This window comes from Aeromonas sp. MaB10011B, from assembly GCF_017939325.1.
Classification (GTDB): domain Bacteria; phylum Pseudomonadota; class Gammaproteobacteria; order Enterobacterales; family Aeromonadaceae; genus Aeromonas; species Aeromonas caviae.
In genome coordinates this window covers 1-23,845 of sequence record NZ_JAGKRK010000010.1, presented here as the reverse complement: position 1 = coordinate 23,845, position 23,845 = coordinate 1, and the positions used below count along the sequence as shown (strand labels likewise).

Below are 23,845 nucleotides of genomic sequence, written 5' to 3'. Positions count from 1 at the left end.
CGCCCTTGTCATTTCGTTGCCAGCATCAGCTCTTCTTGCTGAGGGTGGCCAGATCCGCCGTGATGTTGGCCGCTTCCACCTGGTATTCGTCAGGTGCCTCGAAATCGGTCGGCAGTTCATCCAGGCTCTTCACCGTCGGCTTGCCAAGACGGGTCAGCCGCTCATTGGCTCGCGCCAGCGCCTTCTCGTCCTGTTTGGCCTGTTCAGCCAGCCGCTCGGCTTCGTTCAGGGAGACCGACTTCTTGTCCTTGTCCGCCTGATACTCCTTGATGTCCTGCAGCACATAGGCAAATTCCGGATCCTTGGTGATCCGTGCCTCGTGGGCCGCTTTCAGCTTGGGCAGCAGGCTGGAGAAGTCCCCCAGTCGCTCGTAGCTGGCCGAGGCAATCTTGTCCCAGGGCAAGGCGTTGAACTCGCGGCTCTCCCCCGTCTCCCCCGGCGCTACCGCAGTCGGGAAGGCGATATCGGGTGCAACTCCCTTGTTCTGGGTGCTGCCGCCATCGATACGGTAGAACTTGGCGATGGTGTACTGCACGTGACCCAGCGGCTGCTCGTAGAAGTCATAGACCTTGGCGAGGCTGCGATGCTGCTGCACCGTCCCCTTGCCGAACGAGTTTTCGCCGAGGATCAGCGCACGACCATAGTCCTGCATGGCGGCAGCGAAGATCTCGGAGGCCGAGGCGCTGTAGCGGTCGATCATCACCGACATGGGGCCACCGTAGTAGACATTGCCGTCGTCGTCGCCATTGACGGTGATGCGACCCATGTGATCACGGATCTGCACCACGGGGCCGCTGGCAAAGAAGAGACCGCTCAGGGCGGAAGCTTCCGTCAGGGCACCGCCACCGTTGCCGCGCAGATCGACGATGAGGCCGTCGATCTTCTGCTTGTTGAGGCTGGAGATCTCCTTGATCACGTCGTCGTGCAGGTTGACGTAGAAGCTCGGGATCTCGAGCACGCCGATCTTCTTGCCCTCGGCGGTGATCACCTTGGACTTGGCGGCTCTGTCTTCCAGACGCACCTTGTCACGCACCAGCTCCACCAGCTCGGTCTTGGCGGTCGCGCCCTTGCCGCGCTGGATCTCCAGCTTCACCTTGCTGCCCTTGGGCCCCTTGATGAGCTCGACCACGTCGTCAAGACGCCAGCCAATGACATCCACGATCTTACCGTCGTCCTGCCCCACACCGGTGATCTTGTCATCGGGTTTCAGGTGATTGGACTTGGCCGCCGGGCCGCCTGGCACCAGGGAGCGGATGACGGTAAAGTCATCTTCCGCCTGCAGCACGGCCCCAATCCCTTCCAGCGAGAGGTTCATCTCGGTGTTGAACCGATCGGCGCTGCGCGGAGACAGATAGCTGGTGTGCGGTTCGATGGCGCGGGCGAAGGAGTTCATGAAGAGCTGGAACACGTCCTCGCTCTCGGTCTGGGACATCCGCTTGATGGCGTTGTTGTAACGCTTGCCAAGCAGCTCCTTGATCTCGGGCCACTCCTTGCCGCTGAGCTTGAGGCTCAGGGCATCGAACTTGACCCGCTGACGCCACAGCTCGTTGAGCTCGGCTTCATCCTTGGGCCAGGGAGCCCCTTCCCGATCGAAGACGTAATTGTCTTTCTGGGTAAAATCGAAGGGAGTGTCGAGCAGTTTGAGGGCGTATTCGAACCGCTCGTACCGCCGCTGCTGACTCAGGTTGAACATCTCGTAGGCCGGAGCCAGTCGCCCTCGCTCGAGGTCGGTGTCAAAACCGGTACGATATTTCTCAAAACGGCTGATGTCAGAGGCCAGAAACAGGTTGCGGCTGTAGTCCAGATTCTCCAGATACTTGTCAAAGATCACGGAGGAAAAGGCGTCGTCCAGCTTGAACTGTTTGTAGTGGGAGCGGGTAAACAGATTGGCAATTCGCTTGCTGGCCGTAGCATGTTGGCTCTCTTGAGCCAACACAGGCAAATCACTTTCCTTGAGCACCGGCTCGATGGCCTGTGCGAGCCCGGCAAGCGCCAGGCTACAGGCAACGAGTGAAAAACGAATCACGCCATGCTTCAACATTCGTCTCCTTAGAGAACCAGATGCTCGAACTTGACCCGCAACATCATGCCGGTCTGCAATTGAACCTGTACGTCATCCTTGGTCACTTCCTTGATGGTCGCAGGCACAGGGGACTTGCCCAGCACGACGCGCACGCCCTGCTCGACTTTCAGGGTAGCGGCATCCACTTTCACCAGCGGCGCATCGGCGACCGGTGCAGCCTTGGGAGCAGGGGCGGACTTGGGCTTGTCGGAGCGGGGAGCGTCAGCCTTGCGCGGCGCGTTGCGACGCGGCTGCTTGGGCTTGTCTTCCTTCTCCTTGGTGTTGGTGCGGCGGCTGGCAAAGACACGTTCCTTGCTCTCCTTGAGCGCCTGTTTGGCATGCTCGATGTGCTCTTCGGTGAGCAGCTCGCCCGGGTTGCCGTCCAGATCGACACGGGCCTGGCCAGCCTTGAGGCCATGCAGGTAACGCCAGCTGGAGGTGTATTGACGCAGAGCAGAGCGCAGCATGGTCTTGGAGACTCTCTCGTCATCAGCAAGACGCGCGGCCAGATCCTGGAAGATGCCAATCTTGAGTGGCTTGGCCTCTCCTTCAGCGATGAAGCAGGCCGGGAATTTCTCGACCAGGTAGGCGACGATCTCTTTACTGTTCTTCAGCTTTTCAGTGTTTTCCATGTATAACCTTGGCTTTCATATAGACGCACGGGCATGCCCGAACACAACAAAGGCCCCATTATAGAGAGCTTGGGACCTTTTGCGAACCATCTAGCAATGACTTAGAGCATGCTTTCCAAAATTTGCACCGTTTCTTCGAGGCCAATCCGGTCCTGCTCGTCAAAGCGGTTAAAGATTGGACTGTCGATGTCCAGCACCCCGATGATCTCCCCGCCACGGCGCAGCGGGATCACGATTTCCGAGTTGCTGGCACCGTCGCACGCAATGTGCCCCGCGAACTGGTGCACGTCGTCCACCAGCTGGGTCTTGCCCTCGGCAACCGCAGTGCCACAGACGCCGCGCCCGACCGGGATGCGCACACAGGCCGGCTTGCCCTGGAACGGGCCGAGCACCAGGGTCTCGCCCTGCAGCAGGTAGAAACCAACCCAGTTGATGTCAGCCAGTTCCTGATTGAGCAGGGCAGACAGGTTTGCCAGGGTGGCGATCATGTCGGGTTCGCCCTCTAGCAATGCCTGGGCCTGCTGGTTGAGCGTGCGATAAAATGCTTGTTTTTCAATCATGATTAAATGAACTTCACTCTTTGATAATCAATGCAAGGTACCGTCCTGCCTGAAAATTTCAAATCAATTTTCATTTATCCCCCCTCCTGGGGCCCGATGAGAGTCCGTTCAACGTGCCGCGCCCAACGTCAGTTGATGGCGCTGGCCATTGCTCCACTCGATGGTCAAGAGCCAGTCCATCGCCTCTGCCGTACAACTTCCCACCTGGGTCACCCCTCGCCACCCCGCATCGCTGGCTTCAAACAGCACGGGGATGAGCCCCATGAACATCTCCTTGCCCTCGAGCCAGGCCTTGACCGGCGTAATGGCCGGCACACCCCCTTGAAGGCGCAGGACAAAGTCATGTTCAGGGCGGATCGGCAAGCCATCGATGCTGACCGTCAGCGGGCGATCCCCGACGATGAGGCGGCAGGGGCTGTGGGACAGATCACAAATCTGAACATTGGAGCCCTCTGCATGGTCGCTTCCTGTGCCTGAAAACCAGGTTCGATAGGCCATCAGGGAGAGCAAAATGACCAGCACCATGGACAGGTGGACGATTTTGCGTGAAGTGAGTCTCTCTTTCATGAAAAAACAGCTCTGTAAGGTACGTAGAAAATGTAATTTTCGTGATCTGGCTCAAGGTAAAAACTGGCGGACATGAGACCCGCTGGAGCCAAATATATCACTGTTTGTACTGTTATTTTACCGGTCATTTCAGTATCATTCTCAATGGATTTTCATTTAACCACCTTTTGCTTTTCCTTTTATTAACAGATGTTAACGAGGGGATTTTGCAAAACCGGGGTGAAAATGGCCCAGGACACCGGGCAACACTAACAACAGCATCGGAAGCGGAATACAACGATGAGCCATACAACAAACCACCCTGAGTACAACTACACCGTTGTGCGCCAGTTCACCGTCATGACGATTGTCTGGGGTATCGTCGGCATGTCGGTGGGTGTATTGATTGCAGCCCAGTTGATCTGGCCTGCCCTCAACTTCGACACCCCCTGGCTGACGTACAGCCGTCTGCGTCCCCTGCATACCAATGCGGTCATCTTCGCATTTGGTTGCAGCGCCCTGATGGCCACCTCCTTCTACGTGGTGCAACGCACCTGTCAGGTCCGGCTGTTTGGTGGTCCCCTCGCCTCCTTCGTGTTCTGGGGCTGGCAGGCGATCATTCTGTCTGCAGCCATCTCGCTGCCGCTGGGGTACACCACCTCCAAAGAGTACGCCGAGCTGGAGTGGCCCATCGACATCGCCATCGCCGTGGTCTGGGTGAGCTATGCCATCGTCTTCTTCGGCACCTTGGTCAAGCGCACCACCTCCCACATCTATGTGGCGAACTGGTTCTTCGGTGCCTTCATCATCACGGTGGCCGTACTGCACATCGTCAACAACATGGAAGTGCCGCTCTCCGGCATGAAGTCCTACTCCATGTACTCCGGTGCCATGGATGCCATGGTGCAGTGGTGGTATGGCCACAACGCAGTGGGCTTCCTGCTGACAGCGGGCTTCCTTGGCATGATGTACTATTTCGTGCCCAAGCAGGCGGGTCGCCCCGTCTACTCCTACCGCCTCTCCATCGTGCACTTCTGGGCGCTGATCTCCCTCTATATCTGGGCCGGTCCGCACCACCTGCACTATACCGCCCTGCCTGACTGGGCCCAGTCGCTGGGCATGGTGATGTCCCTCATCCTGTTCGTGCCCTCCTGGGGCGGCATGATCAACGGCATCATGACCCTCTCGGGTGCCTGGCACAAGCTGCGTTATGACCCCATCCTGCGCTTCCTGATCGTCTCCCTGTCGTTCTACGGCATGTCGACCTTCGAAGGCCCCATGATGGCGATCAAGACCGTCAACGCCCTCTCCCACTACACCGACTGGACTATCGGTCACGTTCACTCCGGTGCCCTGGGCTGGGTTGCCATGGTGTCCATCGGTGCCGTCTACCACCTGATCCCGAACCTGTTCGGGCAGGGGCGCATGTACAGCATCAAGCTCATCAACGTCCACTTCTGGCTGGCCACCGTGGGCACCGTGCTCTATATCGTCGCCATGTGGATTTCCGGTGTGATGCAGGGTCTGATGTGGCGTGCGGTCAACGACGACGGCACCCTGACCTACAGCTTCGTGGAGGCGCTGCAAGCTTCCTATCCCTTCTACTTCGTGCGCTTCCTGGGTGGCTGCTTCTTCGTCACCGGCATGCTGCTGATGGCCTACAACGCCTATCGCACCGTCACTGCGCCCAAGGGTTCTCTGGAACCCGTCGCACAGCCAGCCTGATTTGAAGGGGTTTAAAGCATGAGCAACAACAACCGTCACGAGATTTTTGAAAAAAGCGTCCCCATGCTGGTCATTGGCATCATCTTCGCCATCAGCCTGGGGGGCCTGGTGGAAATCACCCCCCTGTTCTTCCAGAAGCAGACCAACGAGCCGGTGGAGGGCCTCAAGCCCTACACCGCCCTGCAGATGGAAGGACGCGACATCTACATCCGCGAAGGCTGCACCGTCTGCCACAGCCAGATGATCCGCCCGTTCCGCGCCGAGACCGAACGCTACGGCCACTACTCGGTTGCCGGCGAGAGCGTGTGGGAGCACCCCTTCCTATGGGGCTCCAAGCGTACCGGCCCGGATCTGGCCCGGGTCGGCGGCCGCTACTCCGATGACTGGCATCGCGCCCACCTCATCAACCCGCGCGACGTAGTGCCCGAGTCCAACATGCCGGCCTTCCCCTGGCTCGAGACCAATGTGCTGAGCGGCGAGCTGACCGGCAAGAAGCTGGCTCTGTTCCGGGATCACTTCGGCGTGCCCTATACCGATGCCGACATCGCCGGTGCCGGTGAGGCCGTCAAGGGCAAGACCGAGCTGGATGCGCTGATCGCCTATCTGCAATCACTGGGCCATGCCCTGAAATAAGGAGTCGGGATATGGATTACGGCACATTTCGCGGCCTGTACACCCTGCTGCTGATGGTCATCATGATTGGCATCATCGTCTGGGCCTACAGCAAGCGCCGCAAGGCTTCTTTCGACGAGGCCGCCAACCTGGTTTTTGCCGATGACGAGCAACCCAGTGCTGATAACAAGAACGCAGGAGCGAAGCAATAATGAGCACTCTGTTTAGCATTTTTGTGACCGTCATAAGCCTTGGCACCATTCTCGGCTGCTTCCTGCTGCTGGCCTGGTGCATGAAGGACAAGATGGGGGCCGAAGAGGGCAAACCCATGGGTCACACCTTCGACGGCATCGAGGAGATCAACAATCCCCTGCCGAAGTGGTGGTCCTATATGTTCCTCTTCTTCATCGTCACCGGGCTCATCTACCTGCTCGCCTTCCCGGGCCTTGGCAACTTCAAGGGTCTGCTGGGCTGGCAGAGCTCCAACCAGGATGTACGTTCCCTGGCCGAGTCCAAGGCAGCGGCGGCTTCCGCCAAGGCCGAAGGACGCGCGGTGGAATACGATCGGGAACTTGCCAAGGCCGACGAGATCTACGGCGCCAAGTTCCGCGAGCTGACCTATCAGGCTGACGGCAAGAGCTACAAGGAGATCACCGAGATCGCCAAGGATCCGGAAGCCCTGAAGGTGGGTCAGCGCCTGTTCCTGCAAAACTGTTCCCAGTGTCATGGCTCCGATGCCCGCGGTGGCCGCGGTTTCCCGAACCTGACCGACAGCGAATGGCAGTGGGGCGGCGCACCCGACCAGATCAAGACCACCATCATGGGCGGTCGTCAGGGGATCATGGCCGCTTGGGGCGAGATCCTGGGTCAGGACGGGGTGAAGGAGGTGGCCTCCTATGTGCTGAGCCTCTCCGGTCGCAAGGTTGATCTGGTGGAAGCCAAGAAAGGGGAAGCACGCTTTGCCATGTGCGCCGCCTGCCACGGCCCGGATGCCAAGGGCGGCATCGCCTTCGGCGCCCCCGACTTGACCAACAACATCTGGCTCTATGGCGGCTCCCGTCAGGTGGTCGAACAGACCATCACCCACGGTCGTCACGGCGTGATGCCGGCCTGGAAGGACATTCTGGGGGAAGACAAGGTACATCTGCTCGCCTCCTACGTTTACAGCTTGTCCCACAACGATCGGCAAAATCAGCAGTAACATGTGATAAGCACGTGATTAATCAGCAAAAAGCCTCGACTCTTCGAGGCTTTTTGTTATCTTGTGTTGGCTGAATTACCGCCATTTCGTTAACCATTTGTTTCGGTAGCATCATGACCCAACCCTGGTATCGCCAATTCTGGCCCTGGTTCATCATCGCCCTCCCCTGCGCCGCCGTGGTAGGCAGCATCGCCACCGCCATCATTGCCAGCAAGGATGGGGTCAACCTGGTAGCGGAGGACTACTACAAGCAGGGCAAGGAGATTAATCAGGATCTCAGCAAGTTCGATCGCGCCGAGGCGCTCGGCATCCGTATCGCCCTCAATGTCAGCGACAAGGAGCTGACGTTAAATCCACTGTCCGGGGATTTCCCCCTCGGGCAGGCACTGCACCTCTCCCTGTTTCATCCCACGTTGGCGGGCCTGGACAGCGAACATCTGCTGACGGCCGATGGCAAGGGAGTCTATCGCCTGATGCTGGACAAGCCCCTCACCGGCAAGTGGCACGTGCGGGTCGATGCCTTCAACCATGAATGGCGCCTCCAGGAGACGGCACAACTGCCGACTCAGGCAGCGATTGAGCTCGATCCCAAGGGACGTTGAATCACGAAGGCAGGGTGATCGGCACGCCGGTCAGCCACCCTTCTCCCCGACCCGGCCTGCTGGGCTGCATCAAAGAGGGATGATCACCATGACCGGCTGTTTTCACTGTGGTGAACCGGTTCCCACTGGCAGTAACTTTACTCTCGAGATCAAAGGCATCGTTCAGCCGATGTGTTGCCCTGGCTGTCAGGCCGTGGCACAGACCATTCTCGAATGCGGCCTCGCCAGTTATTACGAACACCGCACCGCTCCCGGCATCAAGGGGGAACTGGTGCCCGAAGAGCTCGCCGCCCTCACCCACTACGATCTGGCGGAGGTGCAGCAGGAGTTCGTCACCGACACCGGTACGGGTCGCGAAACTACGCGCGAGATCCAACTGACGGTGGAAGGTTTGACCTGCGCCGCCTGTGCCTGGCTCATCGAGCGGCACCTGATGACCCTGCGCGGTCTGCGTTACATCAACGTCAATACCACCACCCATCGCGCCCGCATCAAGTGGGATCCGGCCCAGCTCTCTTTGAGCGACATTCTCAAGGGCTTTGCCAGGGTCGGCTATCGCGCCTATCCCTTCCAGACTCATCAGCAGGAAGCGCTCTACGCCAAAGAGGTGCGCAGCTACATGTTCCGCATGGCGCTGGCCGGCCTTGGCTCCATGCAGGTGATGATGTGCGCCGTAGCACTCTACATGGACCTCTTCATCAGCGTGGAAGAGGAGTTCATGATCTACTTCAAGTGGATAAGCCTTCTGCTCTCCACCCCCATCATGATCTACTCGGCCCAGCCTTTTTACGTGGGGGCATGGCGCAGCCTGAAGCAGGGGCACCTCTCCATGGATGTTTCGGTGTCGCTGGCACTGATCGGCGCCTTCGTCGCCTCCATCTGGGCCACGGTCTTCAACACGGGTGAGGTCTATTACGACTCCATCACCATGTTCGTCTTTTTCCTGCTGTTGGGCCGTCTGCTGGAACTGCGAGCGAGGCGCAAGGCGTCGGAGTCGAGCTCCAACCTGGCGCGCCTGGTACCCATCATGGCAACCCGCATCGATGATGACGGCGAACACGAGGTGGCCGCCAAGACGCTGCGAGTCGGAGACAGGGTGCGGGTACTCGCGGGGGCCACCCTGCCGGCAGACGGCATCGTCACCCTGGGCCAGGCCAGCCTCAACGAATCCATGCTGACTGGCGAACAGTTGCCTCTGCTCAAACAGGCCGGAGATCCCGTCTATGCAGGCACCATCAACACCGATGCCCCCCTGGAGATCCGGGTCAGCCATTCCATTGAAGAGTCGCGCCTGGCCCAGATCATGCGCCTGCAGGATCATGCTCTGGACGACAAGCCCGCCATCGCCCAGCTGGCGGACGTGCTGTCGCGCCACTTTATCCTGGTGCTCCTGATCATTGCGGCCGGGGTCTGGACCTTCTGGCATTTTCATGAGCCCGAGCGGGCCTTCTGGGTCACCCTGGCGGTGCTGGTGGCGACCTGCCCCTGCGCCCTCTCGCTGGCCACCCCGACCGCACTGACCTCGGCCACTGCCAACCTGACCCGCAGCGGCATCCTACTGCGCCGCGGCCACGTGCTGGACATTCTGACCCGGGCCAACCGCATCGTGATGGACAAGACGGGGACCCTGACCACGGGCAACATCAGCCTGGTGAGCACCCAGCCCCTCGGCGAGCTCGACGCAGCCCGCTGCCTCGCCCTCGCCCAGGCCCTGGAGACCTATTCCGAGCATCCCATCGCCCGTGCGTTTCGAAGCAAACCACTGGCGGACGGGGTGCCGCTCGCCGCCAGCGACGTCACCCCCGTCATCGGCCACGGCGTGCAGGGAGTAATTGAGGGCAAGCATTACCGCATCGGCAGTGCACGCTGGCTCGAACTGGCGCAAGAAGAGAATGCCGCTCAAGGGCTGACCATCTATCTGGCCGATGAACACGGACTGCTGGCCCGTTTCATCCTGGCCGACACGCTGCGCCCCGATGCCGGTGCACTGATCCAGGCCTTCAAGGAGGCAGGCCTGCAAACCACCATTCTCACCGGCGACGGTTCGGACCAGGCGGACATGCTGGCCCGCGAGCTGGGGGTCGATGAGCTGGTAAAAGGGGTCACCCCGGACGGCAAGCTGGCCTATCTCAAGGCCCGGGAAGCGGCCGGGGATATCAGCATCATGGTGGGAGATGGCATCAACGACGCCCCTGTGCTGGCCGGCGCCCACGCGTCCTTTGCCATGGCGGGGGGCACGGATCTGGCCAAGAACAGTGCCGACGCCATCCTGCTGGCCGACGATCTCTCCCGTCTGCTGGCCGCCCGGGCCCTGGCCCTGCGAACTCGCAAGATCATCAAGGAGAACTTTGCCTGGTCCATCGGCTACAACCTGCTTGTGCTGCCGCTGGCTGCAAGTGGCTGGCTCCCCCCTTATCTGGCGGCTGCTGGCATGTCCCTGAGCTCCCTCATCGTGGTCACCAACTCCATGCGGCTCAACCGGTGAGCAGCCATCTGGCATCCTCCCGGGTGGCGGCACCTCTTGCCTCGCCGGGTTATCATCCCCCTTTCACCACAGGGTCCACGCCATGAACATTATCTTCGTCCTCATCCCCATCGCCATCCTGTTCGTTGTCATTGCCGGCGCCGTCTTCTTCTGGGCCATCCGCTCCGAGCAGTTCGAGGATCTCGACAGGCAGGGCTCCAACATCCTGTTTGACGAGGAGCAGCGCCCCTTGCCCCCCTCTGAACAACAAGCAGAACAGGAAAACAGGCCCCATGACCAGCAGCCTTGACCTCATGGGCGCCCTGCTGGTCGGGCTTGCCGGTGCCGGCCACTGTATCGGCATGTGTGGCGGCGTGTCCGCAGCGCTCTCCATGGCCATACCTGCCGAGAAGCAGCATTTTTGGGGCAGGCTCGGTTATCTGCTCAACTACAACCTGGGGCGCATCCTGAGCTATGTGCTGGCGGGCGCGCTGGTGGGCGGCTTGCTCGCCACCACCACGGAGATAGGCGCTGGCAAACACGCCCTGGCAGGGCTTCGCCTCATCGCCGCCCTGCTGATGATAGCGCTCGGCCTCTACTTGGCTGGCTGGTGGCATGGCGTCTTGCTGCTCGAGCGCATCGGTGCGAAGTTCTGGCCTCTCATCAAGCCGCTGGCAGGCAGGTTTCTCCCGTTTACATCAGCCAGGCAGGCCCTCCCCTTTGGCATGATATGGGGCTGGCTCCCTTGCGGCCTCGTCTACTCCATGCTGACCTGGAGCGCTGCCGCAGGCTCCGCGAGTGGCGGGGCACTCATCATGCTCTTTTTCGGCCTCGGCACCCTGCCGACCCTGTTTGCGCTAGGGGGGCTGGCAGACCGATTGCGCTACTGGCTCACCCTGCGCAGCCTGCGCCTTGGGGGCGCCTTGCTGCTTATTGCCTACGGGATCCACACCCTCTGGATCGGGATGGCGTCCTTTTGAAACCCTATCCAAAACGGATGAGATGGTGGTAAACTTGTTTGATATAAATCAATTATTCATTTGAGCCTATGATCCCGGACAAGAAACCTGGCAGACGTATTCAGAGCGGTGGCTGTGCAATTCATTGCCAGGATTGCAGCATCAGCCAGCTCTGCATCCCCTTCACCCTGAACGATAACGAGCTCGATCAGCTCGACAGCATCATCGAGCGCAAAAAGCCGTTCCAGAAGGGTGAAGAGTTGTTCAAGGCCGGCGATGAGCTCAAGTCGCTCTATGCCATACGTTCCGGGACCATCAAGTCATACACCATCACCGAACAGGGTGACGAACAGATCACCGCCTTCCACCTCGCCGGTGATCTGGTCGGTTTCGACGCCATCCACAAGCAGGCCCACCCCTCCTTCGCCCAGGCGCTGGAAACCGCCATGGTGTGCGAAATACCGTTCGATGTGCTCGACGACCTCTCTGGCAAGATGCCCAAACTGCGCCAGCAGATCATGCGGCTGATGAGCAACGAGATCATGGGCGACCAGGAGATGATACTGCTGCTCTCCAAAAAGAACGCCGAAGAGCGCCTCGCTGCCTTCCTGCACAATCTCTCGGTTCGTTTCTCCGAGCGCGGCTTCTCCGCCAAGGAGTTCCGCCTCTCCATGACCCGTGGAGACATCGGCAACTACCTCGGTCTCACCGTCGAGACCATCAGCCGCCTGCTGGGCCGTTTCCAGAAATCCGGTCTCATCAGCGTCAAAGGCAAATACATTACTGTACTTGACAACGTTGCCTTGGGCGTCATGGCCGGAGCCACTCGTCCTCCCTGCGGTTAATCCCCGTTTATTCCCTTTTTTGCCGGATCGGATCACCCTGAAATTTGATCCGGCACACCTTCCCGTCTCCCCCCTTGGACTAAGCTGTAATAGCTAAAGAGTTGCCATCATTGGCCTTTTTACCAAGGAGGAGAACATGGTCAAGTACCGAAACATTCTGGTGGTGATCAATCCCGAGGAGGAGCGCCAGATCGCGCTCGAGCGCGCGGTCAAGGTCGCCGAGCTGGATGAGGGCGCCCAGCTGACCCTGCTCCTGACGATTTACGACTTCTCTTACGAGATGACCGCCATGCTCTCGGCAGACGAGCGGGAAGAGATGCGCCATGGTGTCATCGCCCAGCGTCGGGAGTGGCTCGACGAGATCCTAACTCCCTATCGGGCCAGAGGGCTGGAATGCGAAGTGAAAGTGCTTTGGCACAACCGTCCCTTCGAGTGCGTCATTCAGGAAGTGCTGGAACAGCGTCACGATCTGGTCGTCAAGGCGACTCACAAACACTCCTTCCTGCAAACCTTCATCTTCACCCCCACCGACTGGCACCTGCTGCGCAAATGCCCCTGTCCGGTTCTGCTGGTAAAAGAAGGGCACTGGCAACGGGGGGGCAACCTGATTGCCGCCATCAACTGCTCGAGCGATGACAAGGAGCAGAAGGTGCTTAACGAGCGGATCACCCGCGAGGGGATCGCCATCGCCGAGCTGCTTGGTGCCAGTCTCTATCTGGTCAACACCTACCCGGGCACCCCGGTCAATGTCGCCATCGAACTGCCAGAGTTCGATCCCAACGCCTACAACGATGCCATTCGCAAACACCATGAAGATCTGCTGCGGGAACATGCCGATCAATTCGGCATCAACCACATGTGGACCAAGGTGGCGGAAGGCTTGCCGGAGGAGGTGCTGCCGGACATGGCGGACGATCTGAATGCCACCCTGATGATCATGGGATGCGTCGGCCGTACCGGCCTCTCTGCCGCCCTGCTTGGCAACACCGCCGAGCACGTGGTGGACAGGCTCAACTGCGACATTCTCATCCTCAAACCCGACGATTACAGCTGCCCTGTGGATGACAGGCGTCATCCTGCATAAGCGTTTCTTGCCCTCCCCCGGGACATGGCTATAATAAGCCGCTTATTTTTGTCCCGGGTTTGAGGCCATGCTAGAAGAGCTTAACGCCAAAGAGAAATACAGTTTCAACAAGCTGCAGAAACGTCTGCGGCGCAACGTGGGCCAGGCCATCGCCGACTTCAACATGATTGAAGAGGGTGACAAGATCATGGTCTGCCTGTCTGGCGGCAAGGACAGCTTTGCCATGCTCGACATCCTGATGAGCCTGAAGGCCAGCGCCCCCATCCATTTCGATCTGGTGGCCGTCAACCTGGATCAGAAGCAACCCGGCTTCCCCGAGCACGTGCTGCCCGAATACCTGAGCACTCTCGGCATCGACTTCAAGATCGTGGAAGAAGATACCTATTCCATCGTCAAGGAGAAGGTACCGGAGGGCAAGACTACCTGCGCGCTCTGCTCCCGCCTGCGCCGCGGCATTCTGTATCGCACCGCCCAGGAGCTGGGCTGTACCAAGATCGCCCTTGGCCATCACCGTGACGACATCCTCGAGACCCTGTTCCTCAACATGTTTTACGGTGGCAAGCTCAAATCCATGCCCCCCAAGCTGGTGAGCGACGATGGCAAGAACGTGGTGATCCGCCCCCTGGCCTACTGCAAGGAGAAAGATCTGGTGCGCTATGCCGAGGTCAAGGCCTTCCCCATCATCCCCTGCAACCTGTGCGGCTCCCAGGAGAACCTGCAGCGCCAGGCCATCAAGCAGATGATGCAGGAGTGGGATCGCCGCTTCCCAGGCCGTCTCGAGACCATGTTCACCGCCATTCAGGACGTGATCCCGAGCCACCTGCTCGATCACCAGCTGTTTGACTTCAAGAGCATCAATCGCGACTCCGGCATCATCGACGGTGGCGACAAGGCATTTGATCCGCCCGAGCTGCCCAAGGCGCCGCTGCTGGACATCGACGAGATGGACATGCTGGACGTGATTGAGGTGCGCTAAGCCCCGTCACCCACAAAAAAGGGGCGCCAGGCGCTCCTTTTTTCATTCTGGCAATCTGCGGACTCGGGTCGCTACTCCTTGTGTAGCCAGGGGGTCAGGCGCAGGATCTCCCCTTGCAGTTGCAGCTTGCCCTGGGCAAACCCCTTCAGCTGCGCATTGCTGAGCAGCAGTTGCCCCTGCTGCCAGGAGACGGCCTCCTGACGGGCACCCTCCACAAGGTAGGCTGTGCCTGCGGGCGCCACCATGGAGATCCGCACCCCTTCCATCTTGGGCAGGAAATACTGGCCGACCATGCCGGCCATCTTGTCGAGCAATCGCTGCATCTGCTGCTGACGCGAGACAAGTTCGGCCAGCGGCACCTCGGGTGTGGCGGGGGCGTCAGCCATCACCTGTACCGACAGATCACAGGCGGCGTGGGCCTCGGTGAGCCCCACCACCACGATCGCCTTGTCGAGGTTGAGATCATCGTCATAGGGCAGACGCAGTTCGCCATCCACCGTGACCTCGGCGGGCACATCCCTGTCCGGGGTCGAGACCCGGGCCGAGGTGAGCCCGCAGCGCCGACCGTACTGTTGACTGGCCAGATAAAAGCCCAGTCTGGCGTGGCCAAATTCCCCCTTGGCGAAGGTCTTCATCTGGCTGTAGAAGGTGCCGTAGTCGAGTTCAAGGGACGGCTCAGCCTGTCCCAGCATGGGCATCAGCAGGAGCGCCGCCATCCCGTATCGCTTGTTCATATGCCATCCTTTTGCATCATGCTCCGGGCGGGTCGACACCGGCTGACCCCTGGTATTCCATTATGCGTTGAAATGATCCGGGCCCTGCCCGTCGTTGCCACTGGCAACCTCGGTCACTTCGACTGCCACCCCACACAGATCCCGGTAGAGAATGCCCTTGCAGTTGAAGTAGAGCGGCGCCACCCAGATAAGTCCCAGCCCCATGGGGATGAGCGCCAGGAAGAAGAGTGCCAGCATGACCCCGTGCAGCAGCACTATGCTGGGCCAGCCCCGGGCAAAGAGCTTGAGGGAGACCAGAATGGCCTGAGCCGGGGAAAGACCGCGCTCCAGCACCAGAGGTACGGTAAACACCAGCCCCATGCCCACCAGGGCGGAAGGGATGAAGGCCAGCATCACAGGCACCCCCAGCAGCTCGAACAGGGGTCCAAACAGGCTGGTGATGAGGCTGCCGAGCAGACTCAGGCTGCCCAGGCGCAGGAAGTGGCGGAAGAAGTCGAACACCTGGCTCGGCCGGGCGCGTACCCCCACCGACTGCTGCAACCCCAGCATGTCGAGGGAGGAGGTCATGGGTGACATGATCACCGTGACCAGCAGGCTCAGGATCAGGGCCATATCCATATCCCCTCCTTCACGGGCGACATAGGGCGTCAGCAAGGTATTGCTCAGCAGGATCCAGATTGCCATGACCCCGGCGATGGCCAGCGCCAATCCGAAACCGGTGCGACGAGTCTGTTGCCACCCCTCTTTCAACACCCCTTGCAGGTCCAGACGATATCCCTGGCTGAGGGACTGTTCGAGGGTTCCACCGATCCGCATTCTATTACTCAATTGACTGTCCAACATTCACTGACGACTGATCCAAAGTGGCACATTATAGCGGTTTGAACCGGCATGCGTAGCCGTTTTTCCTGTTATCTTCCGTTCAGAAAGCCATTGATACCCAAGGCCTTGCAGCCCTACTTGATGAAGTTCCCCTCACCCTTGGCCCCTCTGTCCAACGGGAGTAGGATGATGGCGCGCGCTGGCGGACGAGATGTCCACTGGCTCTTCTCTCTCACACAAGGAAAACGGTCATGTCCGAACTGACGCTCTATCTTGCCCCGGGTACCTGTGCCATGGCGGTACGCATCGCTCTGGTGGAGGCCGGTGCCCCTCACCTTGTCAAGCGCCTGGATCTGGCCGCTGGTGAACAGCGCAGCCCCGACTACCTCGCCATCAATCCCAAGGGGCGAGTCCCGGCACTGGTGACGGAGCATGGCGTGCTGACCGAAACACCGGCTCTGCTGCTCTACGTGGCCCAGCGTTTTCCTAACGCCGGGCTGGCCCCATTGGATGACCCCTTCCTCCTGGCCAGGATGCAGGAGGTACACAGTTTCCTCGTCTCCACCGTCCATGTCGCCCATGCCCATGGACGCCGTCCCGGCCGCTGGGCCGACGATGAACAGGCCATGGCTGCCATGCAGGCCAAGATGCCCCAGAACATGCGCGATGGCTTTGACCAGATTGAGCGCCACTATCTGGCCGGCCCCTGGGTACTGGGGGAGCGCTTTAGCCTGGCCGACATCTACCTCTTCGTGATTGCAGGCTGGCTCGAGAGCGACGGGGTTGCCATCAGCGAGTTTCCCAAGGTGGCGGATCACTATCAGCGCATGCTGGCCCGCCCCGCAGTGCAGGCGGCGCTCGCCCTCTGATCTCCTCGCGCCGGGTACGCCTTTTTGTGCGGGCAACATCCGGCGACGCCTCTCAGACGGGGTGCTCTTATGGCACCCGTTTCTTCTGAAATTGCCCTGTCACTGAGATCGTTTTCACATTTTCGTCATCACTTCCTAGACCCGTTAACGGTTAACACCTATCTTTCGCCCTAATGACGCAACCGGTTGCGTAACCGATTGCCCAACTCAATATTCATATGCGGTCCCAGGCCGCCGAGGTGCTGTATGAAACGAGGCAAGCTGCTCAATGCTCCCTTAAGCGCGCTGGTCGCGCAGATGGGCCACACCGACGAGATCACCGTCTGCGACGCTGGCCTGCCCATTCCGGCAGGCCCCGAGCGCATCGATCTGGCGCTGATGGCGGGCACCCCCAGCCTTGAAACCGTACTGACCGCCCTACTCACCGACCTGGTGGTGGAGAAGGTGATCATGGCAAGCGAGATCAAGCAGATCAGTCCCGCCGCCCATCAGGCGCTGGTGGATCAGCTGGAGGCCCACGCAGCCGCCCAGGGCAAGCCCATCACCATCGAGTACTGCCTGCACGAAGCGTTCAAGGCTCGCTCCTGCCAGAGCAAGGCTATCGTGCGCAGCGGCGAGGTGACTCCCTACGCCAACCTGATCCTCTGCGCCGGTGTGGCGTTCTGAATTCTTCAAAGAAGGCCTCTTCAAGGAAGCTGCAAATGAGCACAACCTCCCCCCTCTCACCCATTCTGGAGCTGACCGGGATCGTCAAGACCTTCCCCGGGGTACGCGCCCTCGACGAAGCGGGCCTTCGGGTCTATCCGGGCCAGGTGATGGCCCTGCTCGGCGAAAATGGCGCTGGCAAGTCGACCCTGATGAAGGTGCTGACCGGCATCTACCAGGCCGATGCGGGCTACATCAACTATCGCGGCCAGCCGGTGCACTTCAAGGGCCCCCGCGACTCTCAGGATCAGGGGATCAGCATCATCCACCAGGAGCTGAACCTGCTGCCGGAATTGTCGATTGCCGCCAATATCTTCCTCGGCCGCGAACCGCGCACCCGTTTTGGCAGCATCGACCACAAGCAGTTGCGTGAGCGTGCCAGCGGTCTGCTGGCGCGACTTGGCGTCAAGCACGGCCCGGATACCCGACTCGGGGATCTCTCCATCGGTGAACAGCAGATGGTAGAGATCGCCAAGGCGCTGTCGTTCGATGCCAGCGTCATCATCATGGACGAGCCCACCGATGCGCTGACCGACACCGAGACCGAGCAGCTCTTCACCGTCATTCGTGAACTGCGCGAGCAGGGCTGCGGCATTGTCTACATCTCCCACCGCCTGAAAGAAATCTTCGAGATCTGCGATCGGGTCACCGTGCTGCGGGATGGCAAGTGGATCGGCGAGCAGGCGGTGAGCGATCTCGATGAAGACAGGATCATCGAGATGATGGTGGGCCGCCGGCTGGAAGAGCAGTACCCACGTCTTGAGCGCGAGCTTGGCCCGGTTAGCCTGCAGGTGAACGATCTGGCTGGTCCCGGCGTGCGCGGGGTGAGCTTCTCCCTGCGTCAGGGGGAAATTCTGGGCTTTAGCGGCCTGATGGGCTCCGGCCGCACCGAGCTGATGAAGCTCATCTACGGTGCCAGCCCCATCAGCGCTGGCCAGGTGACGGTGGATGGCCACGCCCTGGTACCCAGAAGCCCGGCCGATGGTCTGGCCGCTGGTATCGCCTATATCTCCGAGGATCGCAAGGGCGACGGCCTGGTGCTGGAGCTGTCGGTGCGCGAAAACATGAGCCTGTGCGCCCTCGGCGAGTTCATTCGTGGCGGTAAGATTGACGGCAAGGCCGAGCGCCAGGCGGTAGGGGACTATGTGCGTTTGTTCAACATCAAGACCCCGAGGCAGGATCAGCTGATCAAGCTCCTCTCCGGCGGCAACCAGCAGAAGGTGGCCATCGCCAAGGGGCTGCTGACCCGGCCCAAGGTGCTGATCCTGGATGAGCCGACCCGCGGCGTCGATGTCGGCGCCAAGAAGGAGATCTATCAGCTCATCAACCAGTTCAAGAAGGAGGGGATGAGCATCATCCTGGTCTCCTCCGAAATGCCGGAAGTGCTCGGCATGAGTGATCGCATTATGGTGATGCACGAAGGGCGCATTAGCGCAGAATTCAACACCCGCGATGCCAATCAGGAGAAGCTGATGGCAGCGGCAGTCGGTAAACAGTGGCAAGCAGAGCAAGAGGCAGCACAATGACAACCCAAACCCTTTCCCGCCGCGGCGTCATGAGCAAGGCCTGGTGGATCGAGAACAAGTCCCTGGTCGCGCTGCTGGTGCTGATCGGCGTGGTCTCCTTCCTGAGCCCCAACTTCTTCACCGCCGACAACCTGCTCAACATCCTGCGCCAGACATCGGTCAACGCCATCATGGCGGTCGGCATGACGCTGGTCATCCTCACCGCCGGCATCGATCTGTCGGTCGGCTCGGTACTGGCCCTGTGCGGCGCCCTGGCCGCCACCATGGTGGCCATGGAGCTGCCCATCGGCCTGGTGATCCCCCTCACCCTGGGGGCCGGCGCCCTGCTTGGCAGCATCAGCGGCCTCATCATCGCCAAGGGCAAGGTACAGGCCTTCATCGCCACCCTGGTCACCATGACCGCCCTGCGCGGCGTCACCATGGTCTACACCGAGGGGCGCCCCATTTCCACCGGCTTCAGTGACGGCGCCGATCACTTCGCCTGGCTCGGGACCGGCTACCTGCTGGGTCTGCCGGTGCCCATCTGGCTGATGGCCATCGTCTTCCTGCTGGCCTGGTACCTGCTCAACCACACTCGCCTGGGCCGCCACATCTATGCCCTCGGCGGCAACGAATCGGCCACCCGCCTCTCTGGTATCAATGTGGATCGGGTCAAGCTCGCGGTGTATGGTCTGTGCGGCATGCTGTCGGCACTGGCCGGGCTCATCGTCACATCCCGCCTCTCCTCCGCCCAGCCCACAGCCGGCATGGGGTACGAGCTGGATGCCATCGCCGCCGTTGTGCTGGGGGGCACCAGCCTGATGGGGGGCAAGGGCCGTATCATGGGTACCCTGATCGGTGCCCTCATCATCGGCTTCCTCAACAATGCCCTCAACCTGCTCGACGTCAGCTCCTATTACCAGATGATCGCCAAGGCCAGCGTGATTTTGCTTGCCGTGATGATCGATAACAAAAGCAACCGTTAACAAGCCACGCCACACACAAGGAATGAAATGATGAAAAAGCTCAATACCCTGCTCGCTGCCGCCATCATGTCCGTGCTGGGCACCGCCCAGGCCGCGGAACACACCCTGGCGATGGTGGTCTCCACCCTCAACAACCCCTTCTTCGTCACCATGAAGGAGGGGGCCGAAGCCAAGGCCAAGGAGCTTGGCTACGAGCTGGTGGTGCTGGACTCCCAGAACGACCCGGCCAAGGAGCTCTCCAACGTGGAAGATCTCACCGTGCGCAAGGTCAACGCCATCCTGATCAACCCGACCGACTCCGAAGCCGTGGGCAACGCCATTCGCCTGGCCAACAAGGCGAACATCCCGGTGCTGACCCTGGACCGCGGCGCAGCCCAGGGTGACGTCAAGGCCCACATCGCCTCCGACAACGTGGCCGGTGGCAAGCTGGCTGGCGACTTCATCGCCGAGAAGCTGGGCAGCGGTGCCAAGGTGATCCAGCTGGAAGGGATCGCAGGTACCTCCGCCGCCCGTGATCGCGGCGAAGGCTTCGCCCTGGCGGTCACCGCCAACAAACTGCAGGTGCTGGCCTCCCAACCCGCCGACTTTGACCGCACCAAGGGTCTGAACGTCATGGAGAACCTGCTGGCCGCCCATCCGACCGTGCAGGCAGTGTTCGCCCAGAACGACGAGATGGCGCTGGGAGCCATCCGCGCCGTGCAGGCCGCTGGCAAAGAGGTGATGATCGTGGGCTTTGACGGCACCGACGATGGCAAAGCCGCCGTGGCCAAGGGTAAACTGGCCGCCACCGTGGCACAGCAGCCTGCCCTCATCGGCGCCATCGGCGTGGAAACCGCCGACAAGGTGCTCAAGGGTCAACCGGTGGAAAAATCCATCCCGGTACCGCTGCAAATCGTCAACAAGTAAGTTGACGGGGGGAGGTTCGCCTCCCCTCTCTTTTTCCGCCAGTGCCGCCTGGTCTGGGTCCACCCAGACCAGGATGTACTCAACCAAGGGTGATAGGAATGAATCGTCTCGTAGTCCTCGGCAGCGTGAATGCGGATCATGTGCTGCGCGTCCCCCACTTTCCCCGCCCCGGTGAAACCCTGACCGGCCACAGCTATCAGGTCGTTCCCGGCGGCAAGGGCGCCAATCAGGCGGTGGCCGCCGCCCGCCTCGGCGCCCCTGTCTCCTTCATCGCCCGCATCGGTGATGATGCCATCGGCCACCAGATGAAAACCGGGTTTGCCAACGACGGCATCGATGTCAGCGCCGTCGAACTCGACCCCAGGCTCCCCACCGGCATCGCCATCATCTATGTGAGCGACGAGGGGGAGAACAGCATCGGCATCTCCGCCGAAGCCAATGGCGCCCTCACCCCGGCCGTAGTGCAAGGTCACGAGGCAATGATCGCCGCCGCCCACACCCTGCTGCTGCAACTGGAAGTGCCGCTGGAGAGCGTGCAGGAAGCGGCCCGTCTGGCTCGTGCCCACGGCACCCGGGTGGTGCTCAACCCCGCCCCCGCGCGCCCGCTCTCAAGGGATCTGCTGGCGCTGGTGGACCTCATCACCCCCAACCAGACCGAGGCCGAGCTGCTGACCGGCGTCAAGGTGACGGACGAAGCGAGCGCCCGGGAGGCTGCCACCCGCTTCCACCAGATGGGCATCGGTGAGGTGATGATCACCCTGGGGTCTCAAGGGGTCTATTGCAGCAAGGGGCAGAAACAGGCGCTCATGCCGGGTTTTCGGGTCAAGGCGGTGGATACCACGGCTGCCGGGGATACCTTCAACGGCGCCTTCCTGGCGGCCGAGCTCGCCGGCGCCGACTTTGACGCAGCCGTACGCTTTGCCCACGGGGCGGCGGCACTCTCCGTCACCCGGTTTGGTGCCCAGAGCTCCATCCCGAGCAAGCAGGAGGTCGATGCTTTCCTCCTTGAACAGACTGCGCAGGGGCACTGATGGCCAATATCAAGGAGGTGGCTGCGCTGGCGGGAGTGTCGACCACCACCGTTTCCCACGTCATCAACGAGACCCGCTTCGTGGCCGAAGAGACCCGGGAGCGGGTCTTCGCCGCCATGCGCGATCTCAACTATGCCCCGAGCCTGGTGGCCCGCAGCCTCAAGGTAAAGGAGACCAACAGCATCGGCATGCTGGTTACCACCTCCAGCAACCCCTTCTTCGCCGAGGTGGTGCGCGGGGTGGAGCGCTACTGCTTCGAGCAGGGTTACAACCTGATGCTGGGCAACACCGAAGGACAGGCCGAGACGGCGCTCTCCTACCTCAAGATGATGCTCAGGAAACGGGTCGACGGCCTGCTCATCATGTGCAGTGAAGGGCAGCAGGAGGTGTTCAACCAGCTCGACTGGCTCAAGAGCCTGCCGGTCGTGGTGATGGACTGGGGCATGGAGAATGGCGAGGTGGATCTCATCGCCGACAACTCCCATCGTGGAGGCTACCTGGCAACCCGCCATCTGCTGGGGCTGGGTCACACTGCCATCGGTTGCATCACGGGCCCCCACAGCCGCGCCCCGGCCAACCAGCGCCAGGCGGGTTTCGAGCAAGCGATGCAGGAGGCCGGGCTCACCGTCAATCCGGGCTGGATCCAGGAGGGAGACTTTGACTGCGCCAGCGGCGCCGCCGCCATGACCCGCCTGCTGGCGCTGCCAGAGCGTCCCACCGCGCTGTTTGTCTGCAACGACATGATGGCCATGGGGGTCATCAGTGCCGCCCATCAGGCAGGGCTGGTGATCCCCCGCGATCTCTCCATCGTCGGCTATGACAACGTGGCGCTGGCCCAGTTCATGTCCCCCCCGCTCACCACGGTCAATCAACCGAAAGAGGAGCTGGGCCGCCTCGCCGTCACCCGGCTGCTGGCGCGCATCAACGGCGAGCCCATCGCAAACCGCATGATCACCGTGGATCCGGACCTGGTGATCAGACACTCCTGCGCTCCCTTTTCCTCACCGGACAGCAAACCAGTTTAAGTGCCAGCAAGCAGCAGAAGGGCGGCCATGAGCCGCTCTTCTGTGTATTGTCTCCTTGGCATCGGCCCCGAGACTGCACAAGCCACCACTCAACTCAGCTTGAGATCATCCTCTTGCTGCGCCTCTCCCAGGGGAGCCAGGCGCAGCAGCCCCAGCGCCGTTGCCAACGGCTGGAGCAGCGCCTCGTACCCGGAGGGTGCTGGCAGCCAGTAGCGAATTGGCCAGCCCGCTTGCAGCAGTTCGGGGGCGCAGCTGCCAAGCTCGCTCAGCGCCAGCATGCAGCCACACTCGCGCATCTTCTCAAGCAGGGTGGCATCCGGTATCAGCGCAGGCAATGCCAGGATCAGTCTCCCCTGTGGCAAGGGGGGCAGGCTCGCCAGCAGAGGGGCCAGCTGGGCAGGCTGATGAAGCCTTACCAGCAAGGTGCCACTGCATGGCTCTTCTGTCAGCCATCGTGCCATCACGGGCCCAAGGACACCACGCTCTTGCATCCAGCCCACGTCACAGGGCTGCTGGCTCACCCGCCAGCGCAGGCTGACCGCCGTCACCGGCACGCCCTGCTCGTCTCTCATCGCCTCGCAGAGGGTCTCCAGGGGGGAAGGGGCGGCCCCCGCCAGCCATTCCCGCAATTGGTGCAGCTGCCGCTGGGCCATGTGGAGATCAGCCTTCATCGCACTCTGATACCACACCAGGGTGGTCCCCTCACGCTTGGCCTCGTTCAATGCCAATATGGCTTGCTCCAATAGCTCATCGGCATCCTCGCCACCCTCGCGCCTGGCCACTCCGAAGCGACACGCCAGATCAAAGCTGCTTTCCCGGGTCACAAACTCAAACTGCAACAGACTCACCTTGACATCCTCCCCCACCTTAGCGCTTCGCGTCACAGGAGGGGGATTCCCATTACTGGGTGATAGCTGCTCGCGCAGTACCGGGTTCCTGCTTCATCGGGCGGCCTGATTGCACCACGCCTCCACAGGCTAAAACGGCGTGTCCC

Annotated in this window: 26 protein-coding genes; 19 read left to right on the top strand and 7 right to left on the bottom strand. The window is 61.0% G+C overall.

All coding sequences use genetic code 11. The features are described from left to right. Positions 1 to 25: 25 nt before the first annotated feature. The 4 genes from prc to J9893_RS04160 form a co-directional block, all read right to left on the bottom strand. On the bottom strand, positions 26 to 2,041 hold the full coding sequence (prc, locus tag J9893_RS04175) for a carboxy terminal-processing peptidase (RefSeq protein ID WP_041211433.1): 2,016 nt from the start codon (positions 2,039 to 2,041) through the stop codon (positions 26 to 28). A gap of 8 nt (positions 2,042 to 2,049) precedes the next feature. Next, positions 2,050 to 2,694, bottom strand: a complete 645-nt coding sequence (gene proQ / locus J9893_RS04170; RefSeq protein ID WP_010674770.1) for an RNA chaperone ProQ — start codon at positions 2,692 to 2,694, stop codon at positions 2,050 to 2,052. Positions 2,695 to 2,795: 101 nt separating this feature from the next. Beyond that, positions 2,796 to 3,254: a GAF domain-containing protein gene (locus J9893_RS04165; protein WP_010674771.1), complete on the bottom strand. Its 459-nt coding sequence runs from the start codon at positions 3,252 to 3,254 to the stop codon at positions 2,796 to 2,798. Positions 3,255 to 3,362: 108 nt separating this feature from the next. Beyond that, complete coding sequence (locus J9893_RS04160; RefSeq protein WP_010674772.1) at positions 3,363 to 3,821, bottom strand: hypothetical protein; 459 nt, start codon at positions 3,819 to 3,821, stop codon at positions 3,363 to 3,365. Between the two features lie 41 nt (positions 3,822 to 3,862). On the opposite strand from J9893_RS04160, the gene J9893_RS04155 reads away from it, so the two are divergent. The 12 genes from J9893_RS04155 (at position 3,863) to ttcA (ending at position 14,268) form a co-directional block, all read left to right on the top strand. After that, positions 3,863 to 4,126 (top strand): hypothetical protein, encoded by a 264-nt coding sequence (locus J9893_RS04155; protein ID WP_125117269.1) that lies wholly within the window; start codon positions 3,863 to 3,865, stop codon positions 4,124 to 4,126. Beyond that, complete coding sequence (ccoN, locus tag J9893_RS04150) at positions 4,101 to 5,525, top strand: cytochrome-c oxidase, cbb3-type subunit I (RefSeq protein WP_010674773.1); 1,425 nt, start codon at positions 4,101 to 4,103, stop codon at positions 5,523 to 5,525. Before J9893_RS04155 ends, ccoN begins: the two co-directional genes overlap by 26 nt. Positions 5,526 to 5,543: 18 nt before the next feature. Continuing rightward, positions 5,544 to 6,158, top strand: coding sequence for a cytochrome-c oxidase, cbb3-type subunit II (ccoO, locus tag J9893_RS04145; RefSeq protein WP_010674774.1), 615 nt, complete (start codon positions 5,544 to 5,546; stop codon positions 6,156 to 6,158). Positions 6,159 to 6,169: 11 nt separating this feature from the next. Continuing rightward, positions 6,170 to 6,349, top strand: a complete 180-nt coding sequence (locus J9893_RS04140; protein ID WP_010674775.1) for a CcoQ/FixQ family Cbb3-type cytochrome c oxidase assembly chaperone — start codon at positions 6,170 to 6,172, stop codon at positions 6,347 to 6,349. Beyond that, positions 6,349 to 7,338, top strand: a complete 990-nt coding sequence (gene ccoP, locus J9893_RS04135) for a cytochrome-c oxidase, cbb3-type subunit III (RefSeq protein ID WP_010674776.1) — start codon at positions 6,349 to 6,351, stop codon at positions 7,336 to 7,338. The genes J9893_RS04140 and ccoP overlap by 1 nt, the downstream gene beginning before the upstream one ends. A gap of 113 nt (positions 7,339 to 7,451) precedes the next feature. Continuing rightward, a complete protein-coding gene (locus J9893_RS04130) occupies positions 7,452 to 7,940 on the top strand; it encodes a FixH family protein (RefSeq protein WP_010674777.1) in 489 nt (162 codons plus the stop codon). Positions 7,941 to 8,028: 88 nt separating this feature from the next. Then, positions 8,029 to 10,425 (top strand): heavy metal translocating P-type ATPase, encoded by a 2,397-nt coding sequence (locus tag J9893_RS04125; protein WP_029314548.1) that lies wholly within the window; start codon positions 8,029 to 8,031, stop codon positions 10,423 to 10,425. Between the two features lie 82 nt (positions 10,426 to 10,507). Further along, a complete protein-coding gene (gene ccoS, locus J9893_RS04120) occupies positions 10,508 to 10,714 on the top strand; it encodes a cbb3-type cytochrome oxidase assembly protein CcoS (RefSeq protein ID WP_041211434.1) in 207 nt (68 codons plus the stop codon). Continuing rightward, positions 10,698 to 11,384, top strand: a complete 687-nt coding sequence (locus J9893_RS04115; protein ID WP_010674780.1) for a sulfite exporter TauE/SafE family protein — start codon at positions 10,698 to 10,700, stop codon at positions 11,382 to 11,384. Before ccoS ends, J9893_RS04115 begins: the two co-directional genes overlap by 17 nt. 68 nt (positions 11,385 to 11,452) lie before the next feature. Continuing rightward, positions 11,453 to 12,208: an FNR family transcription factor gene (locus tag J9893_RS04110; protein WP_010674781.1), complete on the top strand. Its 756-nt coding sequence runs from the start codon at positions 11,453 to 11,455 to the stop codon at positions 12,206 to 12,208. A 136-nt stretch (positions 12,209 to 12,344) separates the two neighbouring features. Beyond that, the gene (uspE, locus tag J9893_RS04105) at positions 12,345 to 13,292 is read left to right on the top strand and encodes a universal stress protein UspE (RefSeq protein WP_039040780.1); all 948 of its coding nucleotides are present in this window, start codon (positions 12,345 to 12,347) and stop codon (positions 13,290 to 13,292) included. Positions 13,293 to 13,359: 67 nt separating this feature from the next. After that, positions 13,360 to 14,268 (top strand): tRNA 2-thiocytidine(32) synthetase TtcA, encoded by a 909-nt coding sequence (gene ttcA / locus J9893_RS04100; RefSeq protein ID WP_010674783.1) that lies wholly within the window; start codon positions 13,360 to 13,362, stop codon positions 14,266 to 14,268. Between the two features lie 71 nt (positions 14,269 to 14,339). Here the strand turns inward: ttcA and J9893_RS04095 are convergent, their stop codons facing one another. Both J9893_RS04095 and J9893_RS04090 read right to left on the bottom strand, forming a co-directional pair. Next, a complete protein-coding gene (locus J9893_RS04095) occupies positions 14,340 to 15,002 on the bottom strand; it encodes a DUF2987 domain-containing protein (protein WP_210599790.1) in 663 nt (220 codons plus the stop codon). Between the two features lie 60 nt (positions 15,003 to 15,062). Further along, positions 15,063 to 15,818, bottom strand: a complete 756-nt coding sequence (locus tag J9893_RS04090; RefSeq protein ID WP_042017089.1) for a hypothetical protein — start codon at positions 15,816 to 15,818, stop codon at positions 15,063 to 15,065. Positions 15,819 to 16,075: 257 nt separating this feature from the next. Here J9893_RS04090 and J9893_RS04085 point away from each other — a divergent pair, with 257 nt between their 5' ends. The 7 genes from J9893_RS04085 (at position 16,076) to J9893_RS04055 (ending at position 22,851) form a co-directional block, all read left to right on the top strand. Beyond that, a complete protein-coding gene (locus tag J9893_RS04085) occupies positions 16,076 to 16,693 on the top strand; it encodes a glutathione S-transferase family protein (RefSeq protein ID WP_039040777.1) in 618 nt (205 codons plus the stop codon). 246 nt (positions 16,694 to 16,939) lie between these two features. Beyond that, positions 16,940 to 17,359 (top strand): D-ribose pyranase, encoded by a 420-nt coding sequence (gene rbsD / locus J9893_RS04080; RefSeq protein WP_010674787.1) that lies wholly within the window; start codon positions 16,940 to 16,942, stop codon positions 17,357 to 17,359. A gap of 35 nt (positions 17,360 to 17,394) precedes the next feature. After that, entirely contained in the window at positions 17,395 to 18,924 is a 1,530-nt protein-coding gene (gene rbsA, locus J9893_RS04075; protein ID WP_041211437.1) for a ribose ABC transporter ATP-binding protein RbsA, read from the top strand. Then, complete coding sequence (gene rbsC, locus J9893_RS04070) at positions 18,921 to 19,889, top strand: ribose ABC transporter permease (RefSeq protein WP_041211438.1); 969 nt, start codon at positions 18,921 to 18,923, stop codon at positions 19,887 to 19,889. Before rbsA ends, rbsC begins: the two co-directional genes overlap by 4 nt. A 30-nt stretch (positions 19,890 to 19,919) precedes the next feature. Then, the gene (gene rbsB / locus J9893_RS04065; protein ID WP_041211439.1) at positions 19,920 to 20,795 is read left to right on the top strand and encodes a ribose ABC transporter substrate-binding protein RbsB; all 876 of its coding nucleotides are present in this window, start codon (positions 19,920 to 19,922) and stop codon (positions 20,793 to 20,795) included. Positions 20,796 to 20,893: 98 nt separating this feature from the next. Then, positions 20,894 to 21,826, top strand: a complete 933-nt coding sequence (gene rbsK / locus J9893_RS04060; RefSeq protein WP_010674791.1) for a ribokinase — start codon at positions 20,894 to 20,896, stop codon at positions 21,824 to 21,826. Next, positions 21,826 to 22,851 carry a substrate-binding domain-containing protein gene (locus J9893_RS04055; protein WP_041211440.1) on the top strand — a complete coding sequence of 342 codons (1,026 nt, stop codon included), beginning with the start codon at positions 21,826 to 21,828 and terminating at the stop codon, positions 22,849 to 22,851. The genes rbsK and J9893_RS04055 overlap by 1 nt, the downstream gene beginning before the upstream one ends. 89 nt (positions 22,852 to 22,940) lie before the next feature. Here the strand turns inward: J9893_RS04055 and J9893_RS04050 are convergent, their stop codons facing one another. Next, on the bottom strand, positions 22,941 to 23,735 hold the full coding sequence (locus J9893_RS04050) for a hypothetical protein (protein ID WP_155488285.1): 795 nt from the start codon (positions 23,733 to 23,735) through the stop codon (positions 22,941 to 22,943). Positions 23,736 to 23,845: the final 110 nt, after the last annotated feature.